This is a genomic window from Magnetococcales bacterium, from assembly GCA_015231755.1.
In the GTDB taxonomy this organism is placed as follows: domain Bacteria; phylum Pseudomonadota; class Magnetococcia; order Magnetococcales; family Magnetaquicoccaceae; genus Magnetaquiglobus.
The window spans coordinates 1-12287 of record JADGAZ010000015.1 but is presented as its reverse complement, the minus strand read 5'-3'; the positions used below and the strand labels follow the sequence as shown (position 1 = coordinate 12287).

Below are 12287 nucleotides of genomic sequence, written 5' to 3'. Positions count from 1 at the left end.
GCCTTTTGCGAAAAAAGCGCAGCGCGCCATTTTTATCCTTCACTCATTTCAGGTGATTTGCGCCATGTCCGATTCCGGCATTTCCGACTCCACTGGGCCCAAGGTTCTGGCGGTCATTCAGGCCAGAAGCGGTTCCAAGGGGATTCCCGACAAGAACATTCATCCCCTTCTGGGGCATCCCCTGATGGCCTATTCCATCCGGGCGGCTTTGGATTCCCGGATGGTGACCCATGTGGTGGTTTCCACCGACAGTCCGGTTTATGCCGCCATTGCCCGGCGTTACGGGGCCATGACGCCGTTTTTGCGACCGGCGGAGTTGTCCGGGGATCTGGTGGCTTCCGCGCCTTCGTTGCGTTTCGCGGTGTTGGAGACCGAAAAGATCCTCGGGATCGAATACGATCTGGTGGTGGAACTGCCGTGTGTGGCGCCGTTGCGGGATGGGCGGGACATCGACGGGGCGTTGCGGAAATTGTTGGATACCGGGGCGGATTCGGTCATCAGCATGGTGGATACCGGGGAGAAACATCCGATCCGTTTGAAGCGCATCGTCGATGATCAGATTGTGGATTTCACCCAAGAGTATCCGGAACCGGCCATCGGTTCCCGGCGTCAGGATCTGAAGCCCCCGTCGTACATCCGCAATGGGGCCATTTATTCCATGACCCGGCGGGTGATCGTGGAGGAGGGGAGTCGGCACGGGGCGGACAGTCGTCCCTATCTCATGGAGCCGGAGCGTTCCATCAACATCGACGAGCGCATGGATCTGCCGTTGGCCGAGTGCATGATGCGTCACGGGTTTTGCAACAACCGTCCGGTGCCGGTGCTGGAATCCGGGGTGGAGCGGTTGCTGCACGGCGGACGGCCTGTGGTGCTGGTGACCACGCCGATCCATTTTTTGCCGGAGATCCGGGAGGAGTTGCAGGCTTTCGCCGATGTGATTTTGGCCCACGGGGCCAGCCGTGACGAGGTGGCGGGTTTGTTGCCGGAGGTGGATGGCTGGATCTGTTCGCCGTGTCCGACCTACACCATCGACGCGGGATTGCTGGAGGCTTCCCGGGGTCGGTTGCGGGTTTTGGCCACGCCTTCCACGGGTTCCAACCATATTGATCTCGACTGGTGTGCCGCGCATGGCGTGGTGGTCTCCCGGTTGAAGGACAGTGATTTCGTTCATTCCATTTTCGCCTCTTCGGAGTTCACCTGGGCGTTGATCATGGCCACGGTCCGCAAGTTGCCTCAGGCGGTGGAGCGGGTCAAGCAGGGGTATTGGCGCGACATCGAGGATGAATTGCGGGCGGTGGAGTTTCAAGGTCGCACCTTGGGCATCATCGGATTTGGACGCATCGGGGGCAATGTGGCCCGGTATGCCCAGCCGTTCGGCATGCGGGTGGTGGCCTTCGATCCGTACAAGACCATCGACGCTCCCGGCGTGGAGCCGTGCGCCAGTCACGAGGCGGTGTTGGCTGTGGCGGACATCGTGTTGATCGCGGTGCATCTGGACGCCACGACGGCGGGCATGGTGAATGACGCCTGGTTTGCCGCCATGAAGCCGGGGGCGATTTTCATCAATGTCTCCCGTGGGGAGATCATTGACGAGGAGGCGTTACTGGTTCATTTGGCCAATGGTCATCTGGCCGCGGCGGGACTGGATGTGATTTCCGATGAATTCTTGTCCGACAAGCGGCGGCATCGGTTGATTCGTTACGCCAATGGGAACGATCATCTGGTCATCACGCCGCACATCGCCGGGTTGACGCGGGATTCCGAGTTGAAGGCGGCCCGGTATGCGTTGGCGGCGGTGCGGGATTGTCTGGGAGGCGGCGTGTGAGCAAGGATCCCTCTTATCTGCCTGACATTTCGGTGATTGTCGCCTGTTACAACCAGGGGCGCTGGGTGGAGCGGTGTGTGCGCAGCATCAATCATCAAGAGGGGCTTTCCCCGGGGACTTTCGAGATTTTAGTGGTGGATGACGGCAGTGGGGATCACACCCAGGAGGTGTTGGGCAATCTGGCCATTGTGCGGAATTTGCGCGTGTTGGTGCATGAGATCAACCAGGGGTTGCCGGTTGCGCTCAACAATGCCATTCGTCAGGCCAGGGGGCGGTATGTGGTGCGGGTGGATGCGGATGATTATTTGAATCGCAGTTGTTTGCAGATCATGAAATTGTTTCTGGATGTCAACCGTCAGTATCAGGCGGTGGCGGTGGATTATGTGAAGGTGGATCATCTGGAAAACGCGTTGGGCCGTTTCAATTGCATGGAGGATCAGATTGCTTGCGGGATCATGTTTCGCAAGGAGTGTTTGTTTGACATCGGGTTGTACAATCCGGAGTTTCGGATGCGGGAGGGGCATGAGTTGCGGCGGCGTTTCGAGGAGAAGTATCGCATTGGGCGATTGGAATTTCCGTTTTACAAATACCGTCATCACGCCACCAATCGCACGCACAATCATGAGGATCTGGCGGTTTACGATCAGAAGTTGCGCGAGATGGACGGATCGATTCCAAACCATTGAAGAAAAGAGGGGGTCTGGTAGATGAATCTCCCAGACCCCCTCTTTTCTTCAATGGGTCGATTATACGCCGGCCTGGATCGCGCGTCGCATGCCCCGTCCCAAAACCACCATCCGTGCAAACTCCTCCGGAGTGGCACTCAACACATGATCCCGAATGGTGGTGTCGGACTTGTCCAAAGTGAAATGTTTCTCGATGATGCGCGCCCCCCGCGCAATGGCAAGCAAGGGAACCTCAATCCCCAAAGAGTGATCACTGTAGCCCGCATAAGGCGTCCCGATGAACGATTTGGGCAACGCGGTCAAATCCCAGGCGTGAGCCGGATAACTGGAACGACACCATAAATACTCCACATTGGCCGGCTGCCCGAAAGGCAATCCCTCCCCTTGCCACATGCCCAAAGAAATGATCACCGGCAAACCCGTGGCAATCACCTCACGCACCAACTCCGGATAGTCGTTGACCGTGCGGGAGGCGATCTTGATCCGCCGGGGATGAAACGGCTTCAAGGTTTCCCAGGCGTCCGGACGGATGACCGAAAACAACAACTCGATGCCATAATAATCCGCAAGGCGATACAACTGGGCAATCACCTCCGGAGTCAACCGGTTGATCTCCCCCTCCCCGTCCCGCCAGCCCAACTGCATCTTGACCACATCCGCCCCCGCCATTTGCGCCTGACGGATCAACTCTCCGGCCAACGCGAAGTGACCGTTGTGATTCATGCCGATTTCCGCGATGAACATCATGGTGCAAGGAACCTCGAAAATGAAGGGATGAATGGAAAAGACCCGGGTTGCAAACATTATGATTAAGCCTTACCATTCCTGAATCGGAAAATGAAAAGGCGCTTTATGGCACAGGTGTCGGGCAATCGGATCCAAAGGAAAAAATATGCAACCAACACAATTGGTTACTCAGCATTATGATGCCACTGCATCCGCGTATCAGGCAAGGTATAATCGTGATTTTCTGCATGATCCCCAGGCGCGTTATCCGGCCAATTATTTTCGTTTACAGTTATTGTTGAATGCTTTTATCAACAAGGGACTCAAACGGGTGATCGAAGTGGGCGTCGGGGAAGGAACACCCCTGGCAACCCTGGCAAAGGCGGGAATGGAAGTGTGGGGCTTCGACATCTCCGAGCAGATGGTCGCACAATCCAAGGAACGCATGCGGGAAAATCACCTGAATCCGGATCACATCGGCTATGGCGATATTCAGGATCCGGTGACCTATGCCCACTTTCTGCGGGAAGGACTGTTCGATGGACTCATGGCCATGGGCGTGATGCCCCACGTCGCCAATGATGACAACGTGCTGGAAAACATGGCCACCATGATTCGTCCGGGCGGAAGCGTGTTTGTCGAATTCCGCAACAAACTGTTTTCCCTGTTCACCCTCAACCGACTGACCCACGAGTTCATCTTGAACGATCTGCTCGCGGGCGTCTCCGGAGAACTCAAACAAAAAGTCGCCCAGGAACTCGAATCCCGCCTGCGCATGGATATGCCACCGCTGCGGACACAGGTCGAAGGCTCAAACGCCCCCGGATACGATCAGATTCTTTCCAGGTTCCACAACCCTTTCGAGGTGGTGGAACAGTTCAAACGGCATGGCTTCATCGATATCCAATTGCGTTGGTACCATTATCACCCGGCCATGCCCTATCTGGCAGCCGACAATCCGGGCCTGTTCCGCGAAGAGGCCATGGCCCTGGAACACGAATCATCCAACTGGCGTGGCTATTTTCTGTGCTCCGCGTTTGTCGTGGAGGCCGTCAAGGCGGGAGGATAAACCGGTATCTCCAAGGTTCATGAACGCCGGAAGAGGCTTCCATGTACGACCTGTTGCAAAAATTATTTCCAATCTGTCGCAGCCTTACCGGTCAGGGCGTCCGCGAGACCCTTGGAATCATCGCGGATCACCTTCCGCTCCGGCAGACCGAACTGCCGACCGGAACCAAAGTGTTCGACTGGACCATCCCCAGGGAGTGGAACATCCGCGACGCCTTCATCGCCACCGCCGATGGGCGGCGGATCGTGGACTTTCGACAGAACAATCTGCACGTGGTCGGATATTCCGTTCCGGTGGATGCCTGGTTTTCGCTGGAAGCGTTGCAGGATCACCTGTACAGCCTCGAAGAGCAACCCGAGGCCATTCCGTATGTGACCTCCTACTATGCGGAACGATGGGGCTTTTGCTTGGCGCATCGGGAAAGGCTCAAACTGCAACCCGGACAGTATCGGGTGGTGATCGACAGCGATCTGTCCGATGGATACCTGACCTATGGCGAATGCCTGCTGCCGGGGGAATCTCGACAGGAAATTTTGCTCTCGACCGATATTTGTCATCCTTCCATGGCCAACAATGAGCTGTCCGGTCCGGTGATCCTGACCTGGATCGGACGCTGGCTGATGTCGGAACCGCGCCGTTATTCGTATCGGTTGCTTTTCATTCCCGAGACGATCGGTTCCCTCGCCTATCTGAGTCAACATCTGGATACACTCAAAGAACGGGTGATCGCCGGTTTCAATCTCTCCTGCCTCGGGGACGAGCGCCTGTATTCCTGCGTGTCCACCCCCTATGCCAATACGCTCGCGGATCGGATTGTCAACCAGGTGCTGCCCCATCTGGAAGGAAGGCATCAGGTTTACTCGTTTTTGGAACGGGGCAGCGACGAACGGCAATATTGCAGCCCCGGCGTGGATCTGCCTGTGGTCTCCGTGTGTCGCAGCAAGTACGGCACCTATCCGGAATACCACACCTCTTTGGACAATCTCGATCTGGTCACCCCCAAGGGGCTAGCCGGGGGATTTAGGTATGTGCAGCGCTGCATCGAAGTGGCGGAGATGAACCGGGTCTATCGCGCCACCTGCCTCGGAGAACCCCAATTGGGCCAATACGGCTTGTATCCCACCTTGAACATCAAGCGTGGCGTTTTTTCCATGGCGGCGTTGCGGAATCTGCTCGCCTACGCGAATGGTACCAATGATCTGCTCGCCATCGCCGGAATCATTAAAAAACCGGTCTGGGAGTTGTCCGAATTGGCCCGGAAACTGGAAGGATTGGGGCTGCTGCGGGTCGTGGAACCCGACAGCATGACCCGCGCCATGGTTTTGTCCTGAACCGGATCGTTGGTTTGAAGGGTTGGGTTTATTTTTCTTTTCCCTTGCCGGATTGGGCCAGGATCGCCTCGCCCATCTCCCGGTTGAGCATGCCCAAAGTCTTGCTCATGGCTCCCACCAACGATTCATGATCCTCGGCCTTGTCGGCTAGGGCGGTGACACGGGTATGACGGGTGAGCAGCACCCCTCCCTTGCCGTCGAACAGGGTCCAACGGGCGTCGAGCGATACCTGACCCGCTTCATCCGGCTCGAAACGGTTGATGGTGGTGGCGATGCGGAAATGAGGCGCGCTTTCGGCCCGATTGGGCAGAATCACCACCCGATCCGAACCCAACAGGCGGGAAAGATTTTCCATGGTGACCCGCCCGATGTCCTCCTTGAAATCCCCGGCCCACTGATTCAACCGCTCCAGCCGCAAACGATTGCCACCGGCGCGGGTGACCATCTCCGGACGGTTGAGATACTGGGGAATCTCCACCGGTTCCAACTCCACCACCAATCCTTGCTGCCGGTTGGCCACCGGTTTGACGGCCTCCTCCTGGACGGGCAGGGAGGTGAGCAGGAAAAACCGGGTCGGCGGCGAGGCCGGTCCGGCGCATCCCGCGGTCAACAGCAGGGTTAGGACCAGTAAAAACAAGGGGCTGTGAACCTTCTGAAAACAAGACATCAGCGGACTCCTTCCTTTTCCTTGCCAAAGATCAAGGATTCGGGTTTGCGTTCCAGCAGATCGATCAGACTGCGTACCGAACGGGCCGCGGCGGCCAACTCCCGCACCGCCTCCACCATGCCGTAATGCAACGGCGCCTTGGGACCGATTAGACCATCCACCTTGACCAGGGTCTCTTCGAGCTGCTTCAAGGTGGCCGTGGCCGCGCCACTCACCCCCTTGACCCCCGTGGCCATGGGTTCGACTTGCAGATTGAGATTTTTCAAAAGATTGCGGGCTTCGGTCAAGGCTCCGTGGGCGGCCCGGATGGTCTCCAGGGTTTCCGGGGCGTTGGCGGCCCGGTTGGTCCCTTTCAGGGTTTCATGCAGCTCCTTGCCGATCCCCTCCAGAGGCAAGGACTGGATCTTGTCCAGGAAACGGGTCACCGAGGCGGTGATCTCGTCCAGACTGGTGGGAATGGTGGGCAGTTCCGGATGCACGGTCTGGGTTCCTCCCACCAGGGTGAGAGGCGCGTTCTGGTGCAGATCCAATTCGACGAACAATTGTCCGGTGAGATAACTGCCGGTCTTGAGTTGCGCCCGCAGTCCCCGTTTCACCAGGGTTTGCAGGAACTCGTGGGGAGAGTCCCCCCGCAGGGTCTTGATGCCGTTGGCGGAAATTTCGATCACCCGTTCCGGCTCGATCTGAACCAGGACCGGAATGCGGAAGGTGGTCTCCTGGAAATCGTATTCCAGCCGGATGTCCGTGACCTTGCCCACCTGAATGCCACGGAATTCCACCGGCGCGCCAACGCTCAAACCGCGTACCGATCCTTTGAAATACAACACGAACAACAATTTTTGCGTATAGGAGCCTTCGGCGACGGCGGTTTCGCTCTTGAAGAGGGTGAAACGACTGTTTTCCGGGGCGAACTGGCCGGATTCCAGGGTTTCCGGGGTATTGAAGGTGACTCCCCCCATCAGCAGACGACTCACCGAACTGGAACGCAACCGGAACCCTCCCGCATCCACCACCAGATCGACACCGCTGGTCTCCCAGAAACGGGTGGTATCCCGGATCAGGGCGTTGTAAGGCTCCTGCACGAAGATGGGCAGGGTGACCCCTTTTTTGTCCTTGTTGAGTTCATAACCCAGCACCTCCCCCACGGGGATGTCCCGGTAATAGACCGGCGCCCCCACGTCCAGGGAACCGAGGGAGGGCGCCTCCAGGAGATAGCGACTGCCCGGCGCGCCGACCCGTACCTGGGGGGGATTTTCCAGGCCGTTGAAATTGCGTTGCGGAGAGCCTTGACCCGGTTCCATCTCGATGTGGGCGCCGGAAACCAGGGTGCCCAGTCCGGAAATGCCCCGCAGACTCAAACGGGGTCGCACCACCCAGAATTTGGCGCCGCTGGTGAGAAAGGGTTCGGTTCCCTTGACCAGGGCCGCGTGAACCCGCACATGGGTGAAGTCCGGACTCAAGGTGACGGTTTCCACCAGACCCACTTCCACCTCTTTGTGCTTGATGCGGGTTTTGCCCGCCTCGATGCCCTCGGCGCTTTTAAAGTTCAGGACGATTTCCGGACCGGCCTCGGACCAGGTCTTGAAGACCAGCCAGGCTCCGATCAACAGCGCCACCAGCGGAATGAACCAGACCAGTTGCCATCCGCCGGATCCTTTGGTTTCCACCGTGGCCGAAGGGAGAGGGTCGGGGGATTCGGTCGTCTGGGGGTGGCACGGGGCTTCGGTGGGAGAGGGGTTCGGGGCATCGTTCCAGGGTTCCCCCGGAGAGGGGTTGGGGGTTTCCGTGGCGAGCGGTTGGGGTTGGGGCGGGGAGTCATGATTCATGCTGTTTCTCGTTTAAAGGATCCCAGATCAATCTGGGATCGAACGCCCGTGCCGCAAACAGGGTCAGGACCACCACCGCTGCGAAAAAAGAGGCTCCGATCCCCGGCTTGATCAAGGCGAGGGAGCCAAAATCCACCAGGGCGGTGAGAATCGATACCAGAAAGATATCCACCATGGACCAGTGGCCGAAAGTTTCCAGTACCCGGTAAAGCGTGGTGCGGTCCCGGCAGCGCAGTACCGAGCCGCGTTTGACGGAAATCAGCAGAAACATCAGGATCACGATTTTCATCACCGGCACCACGATACTGGCCATGAAGACCAGCAGGGCCAAAGGCCACATGCCGCTTTCGATCAGATGCTTGACTCCGCTCAGAATGGTATCCGGCTCTCCCCGTCCCATTTTGATCACGGTCATCACCGGATAGAGGTTGGCCGGAATGTACAAAAAGGTGGCGGTCCACAGCAAAGCCCAGGTACGGGTCAAACTGGCGGCTTTGCGGGGGTGCAGCCGGGAGTGACAGCGAAGGCAGCGGGGTGGATGGGAATTTTTGGTTTCCGGCAGGCGCGCCGGCAGGGCGCAGACGTGACACAAGGTCCGGTCCCGCTGACAGGGATCGTCGGAAGGGGGGGGAGGGGTCGCCGGGGCGAGCCGTTCCCAGACCTGGGCCGGATTCAGGGTGGCCCGGGCCGCCGACGTGACCAGCAGCAGACCGAAAAAAGCGTACAGGGCCATGCCGGGCATCACGCTGGCCATGGAGGTCAACTTGACATAGGCCACGAACAGTCCCAGGGTATAGATTCCCACCATGGACCAGGGGGTCACCGCCAGCACCATCTTGAAGACCCTGATCCCTTGCCGGGGCTGATGTCCCAACTTCAGGGGCAACAGGGTATGGATCAGTCCCAGGAGCATCAAGGCCGGAAAAAGCATGCTGGTCAGAAAAACCAGCAGCGCCAGATCCCACATCCCTTCCCGGGTCATGGCCAGGACTCCCGCCAGCAGGGTGTTGCCCAGTTGCCGTCCGCCAAGCCTGAGAATCAACAGGGGCTGGGCATTGGCCATGAGGTACAGGATCAATCCGGCCAAAGCCAGAGCCAGGGGAGCGTCGGGAGAGGAGGTGCCGCGTCGGGCCAGTTCCGCCCCGCAACGGGGACACCGGGCCACGCCACCCGGTGGCAGTGGGGGCAGACGGGACGGAGCGTGGCAGTCGTGACACAAGGTCCAGGAATCCTGAATGGACCCTGTGACGCTTTCTGCGCGAGGGGTGTGTCGGCATTCCATTTGACGCGCCGTTCATCTGTTCTATAATGCACGTGTGCAAGGATTTTCGTGTCCGGATTTCGGGCACGCGCGCTTTTTGGCTCGCGAATTGGATCAACAGGGGCGAACCGTCTCTCTTATTTACCAGGAAATCCCCATGACGTCAAAAATCAACATCCACGCCTGGGATCAAAAAATCGGCATCAAGGCGTCGTTGCAGACCGTTGGCGCGCTTTTGGTGGTTTTGGCCCTGCTGGCGGCGGGCAATCTCTACTACGCCTCCCGCCTCAAAAGCGAAGACGCCGCCACCATCAATCTGGCGGGTCGGCAACGCATGTTGATCCAGAAAGCCACCAAGGAGTTTTTCATCTATCTGGTCACCGGGGACCGGGGGATCAAGAAACAGTCCGAAGAGAGCCTGGAAATCTTTGATCTCACTCTGAAAGCCCTGATGACCGGCGGCAATGCCCCCTCCTCCCTCAACCGGGAGCAGACCACCTTCGAGGCCATGTTGACCCCTTCTTCGGAAGTGCTGGCGGATCTTCAGGCCGTGGCGGATCGCTGGGAGTCCTTTCAGCGCAACGTGCGCTCCGGTCTGGCCGGACCCGGAGATCTGGAAACCATCAAGAAACATGTCATCGAGGAGAACGTGGTCCTGCTGGTCAACATGGACAAGGCTGTCCAGCGCATGACCGCCCAGTCCCGCATCACCCAGGATCGGGTCACCGGAGCGGTCCGGTTGCTGGTGGGGAGCAATCTGGCTTTGGTGCTGGTGGGCTTGATGTTTCTGACTTGGCGCAACTGGTCTTTGACCCATCAGATCGGTGATTTTTCCAATCGGCTCGAAGAGTACGCCCAGGGCAACCTGGAGGTCCATTTCATGGAGGGCTATATCCCGGAACTGGAGTTCATCGGTCAGAAGTTCAATCTGGTCACCGAGCAGATCACCCATTCGTTGCGTCAGCAGCGGTTGCAGGCGGAAAGCGTGCTGGCGGTGGTCAACGAGTTGATCCCGTTGCGGGAACTGCTGGCGGCGGACTCCCAGGGCACGGTGTCGTTGTCCAAACAGGTGTTGCGGCTCAACGACAGTCTGGACCAGGAGACCCAGGGGCTGAAGGTCAAGATCGACGAGGTCAAGGAGAACATCAACTCCGTCAACGAAGTGGCCCACGAGTTGTCCAACAACGTCTCCTCGATTGCCGCCGCTTCCGAGCAGGCGAGCGTCAATGTGACCACCATGGCCTCCGCCGCCGAGCAGATGACCGCCAACATCGAAAACGTCAACACCAGTCTCGGACAGGTGAATCAGGCGGTGAGCACGGTGTCGGCCTCCATGACCCAATTGACTTCTTCTTTGGGGGCGGTGCGGGAGCGGTGTCAACTGGCGGATCAACGTTCGGAAAAAGCCAACCAGAACGCCCGCGCCAGCCTCGGGGTGATGGACAAGCTGGCGGTGGCCGCCGGGGAGATCGGCAAGGTGGTGGGCATGATCAAGACCATCGCCGATCAGACCAACATGCTCGCCTTGAACGCCTCCATCGAGGCGGCGGGAGCCGGGGAGGCAGGCAAGGGCTTTGCCGTGGTGGCCAACGAGGTCAAGGAGTTGGCCCGTCAGACCGCCGACGCCACCCGGATGATCCACGAAAAGACCCGGGAAATCCAGAACAAGACCCGGGAAGCCGCCAGTGTCACCCGGGATGTCACCACGTTGATCGAGCAGATCACCGAAACCAATCTGGAGATCACCCGTTCCGTGGACGATCAGGCCCGGGCGGTGGGCAACATCGCCCAGTCGATGCGCAGCGTCACCCAGGCCGCCGACGAGGTGACCCGCAACGCCTCGGAATTGGCCATGGCCTCCCAGGAGGTGGCCCGCGCCGCTGTCGAGGCCGCCGCCGGCACCACGGAGATCGCCCGTGCCGCTTCCAACGTGGCGGTGGGGGCTTCCAATGTGGCCCAGGAGAGTTCCATGGCCCAGGAGCGCACCGCGTCTTTGCAGATGGGTTCCGAGGAGATCTATATCGCCTCGATCAATGTGCAAAAACAGGTGTTGCAGGCTTTGGATCTGCAGGAATATCTCAACGGCTCGATCCATCACGCCGCCATGCTGACCACCGTGGTCCACGAGATCAGCGAAGCCCTCAAGCAGTGGGAGGAGGGATTCTCCTACAGTTCCCCGGCGTTCGATGTGCAGGCGGTCAAGAACGCCCATCTCAAGTGGCTTGGCAAGCTTGAACACGTGATCCGTGGTCGGGCCAAACTGCGTCCGGAAGAGGTGGCCAGCGGTCACGAATGCGCTTTCGGCAAATGGTACGACTCCGAAGGCACGGCCCGGTTCGGTGCCATTCCCTTGTTCGTGGAGTTGGGCAAGGTTCACATGCGGGTTCACGAAACCGCCCGTTCCATTGTCGCCAAGATTTCCCGTCACGAAAAAGAGTCCGCCATTGCCGAAATGGACGATTTCCAGACCCTGCGCGCCCAGATGTTTGTGTTACTGGACAAGCTGTTCATGTCCAAGGAGGCCAACGCGGTGATCCGGTCGTTGCGGGACGCGGAAATCTAGCCTCGATACCCTATTGAAAGAATTGAAAAAAAAGAGCGGGTCTGGGAGATTCCTCTCCCAGGGTTTTGCCTTTTCTTTTGTTTTGAAAAGCGCAGCGCGCAGCCTTGGCGCCGCTATCGTTGATGACCACGACGGAAGGCTGAGAGAACGACCATGTTTTGATCGTCGCTTGCAAAGCCTTCTTTAATGCGTCTTGCAGGGGCGGAAGCCAGGCATCCTGATGACCACGGATCACCAGTATAAATTTTACATCCGTTTGTGCCAGATCCAGATTTTTGGTAACCGTTCAGCCCAGTAAAACGCTTCAGGCGGTCTGAAGCATCAAAACAGCCT

Annotated in this window: 9 protein-coding genes; 5 read left to right on the top strand and 4 right to left on the bottom strand. The window is 58.6% G+C overall.

From position 1 onward, the window contains the following. Positions 1-64 precede the first annotated feature (64 nt). Both HQL98_10790 and HQL98_10785 read left to right on the top strand, forming a co-directional pair. Complete coding sequence (locus HQL98_10790) at positions 65-1825, top strand: cytidylyltransferase (GenBank protein ID MBF0272536.1); 1761 nt, start codon at positions 65-67, stop codon at positions 1823-1825. Beyond that, the gene (locus tag HQL98_10785; protein MBF0272535.1) at positions 1804-2511 is read left to right on the top strand and encodes a glycosyltransferase family 2 protein; all 708 of its coding nucleotides are present in this window, start codon (positions 1804-1806) and stop codon (positions 2509-2511) included. Before HQL98_10790 ends, HQL98_10785 begins: the two co-directional genes overlap by 22 nt. Positions 2512-2571: 60 nt before the next feature. Here the strand turns inward: HQL98_10785 and HQL98_10780 are convergent, their stop codons facing one another. After that, positions 2572-3258 (bottom strand): N-acetylneuraminate synthase family protein, encoded by a 687-nt coding sequence (locus tag HQL98_10780; GenBank protein MBF0272534.1) that lies wholly within the window; start codon positions 3256-3258, stop codon positions 2572-2574. A gap of 145 nt (positions 3259-3403) precedes the next feature. Between HQL98_10780 and HQL98_10775 the strand changes: the two genes are divergently transcribed. After that, positions 3404-4306, top strand: coding sequence for a class I SAM-dependent methyltransferase (locus HQL98_10775; GenBank protein MBF0272533.1), 903 nt, complete (start codon positions 3404-3406; stop codon positions 4304-4306). Between the two features lie 41 nt (positions 4307-4347). Next, a complete protein-coding gene (locus tag HQL98_10770) occupies positions 4348-5637 on the top strand; it encodes a DUF4910 domain-containing protein (GenBank protein MBF0272532.1) in 1290 nt (429 codons plus the stop codon). Positions 5638-5665: 28 nt separating this feature from the next. Here the strand turns inward: HQL98_10770 and HQL98_10765 are convergent, their stop codons facing one another. From HQL98_10765 to HQL98_10755, 3 genes are read right to left on the bottom strand one after another with little or no spacing between them, the layout of a single operon-like run. After that, positions 5666-6304 (bottom strand): membrane integrity-associated transporter subunit PqiC, encoded by a 639-nt coding sequence (locus HQL98_10765; GenBank protein ID MBF0272531.1) that lies wholly within the window; start codon positions 6302-6304, stop codon positions 5666-5668. Continuing rightward, positions 6304-8130, bottom strand: coding sequence for an MCE family protein (locus HQL98_10760; protein MBF0272530.1), 1827 nt, complete (start codon positions 8128-8130; stop codon positions 6304-6306). Before HQL98_10760 ends, HQL98_10765 begins: the two co-directional genes overlap by 1 nt. Beyond that, positions 8120-9412 (bottom strand): paraquat-inducible protein A, encoded by a 1293-nt coding sequence (locus HQL98_10755; protein MBF0272529.1) that lies wholly within the window; start codon positions 9410-9412, stop codon positions 8120-8122. Before HQL98_10755 ends, HQL98_10760 begins: the two co-directional genes overlap by 11 nt. A 136-nt stretch (positions 9413-9548) precedes the next feature. Here HQL98_10755 and HQL98_10750 point away from each other — a divergent pair, with 136 nt between their 5' ends. Next, on the top strand, positions 9549-11954 hold the full coding sequence (locus HQL98_10750; protein MBF0272528.1) for a type IV pili methyl-accepting chemotaxis transducer N-terminal domain-containing protein: 2406 nt from the start codon (positions 9549-9551) through the stop codon (positions 11952-11954). Positions 11955-12287 lie beyond the last annotated feature (333 nt).

What these genes read in the sequence shown, in the direction of transcription:
- HQL98_10790 (MBF0272536.1), top strand. Translation starts at nt 65, where the DNA reads ATGTCCGATTCCGGCATTTCCGACTCCACTGGGCCCAAGGTTCTGGCG.
- HQL98_10780 (MBF0272534.1), bottom strand. Translation starts at nt 3,258, where the DNA reads ATGATGTTCATCGCGGAAATCGGCATGAATCACAACGGTCACTTCGCG.
- HQL98_10775 (MBF0272533.1), top strand. Translation starts at nt 3,404, where the DNA reads ATGCAACCAACACAATTGGTTACTCAGCATTATGATGCCACTGCATCC.
- HQL98_10770 (MBF0272532.1), top strand. Translation starts at nt 4,348, where the DNA reads ATGTACGACCTGTTGCAAAAATTATTTCCAATCTGTCGCAGCCTTACC.
- HQL98_10765 (MBF0272531.1), bottom strand. Translation starts at nt 6,304, where the DNA reads ATGTCTTGTTTTCAGAAGGTTCACAGCCCCTTGTTTTTACTGGTCCTA.
- HQL98_10760 (MBF0272530.1), bottom strand. Translation starts at nt 8,130, where the DNA reads ATGAATCATGACTCCCCGCCCCAACCCCAACCGCTCGCCACGGAAACC.
- HQL98_10755 (MBF0272529.1), bottom strand. Translation starts at nt 9,412, where the DNA reads ATGGAATGCCGACACACCCCTCGCGCAGAAAGCGTCACAGGGTCCATT.
- HQL98_10750 (MBF0272528.1), top strand. Translation starts at nt 9,549, where the DNA reads ATGACGTCAAAAATCAACATCCACGCCTGGGATCAAAAAATCGGCATC.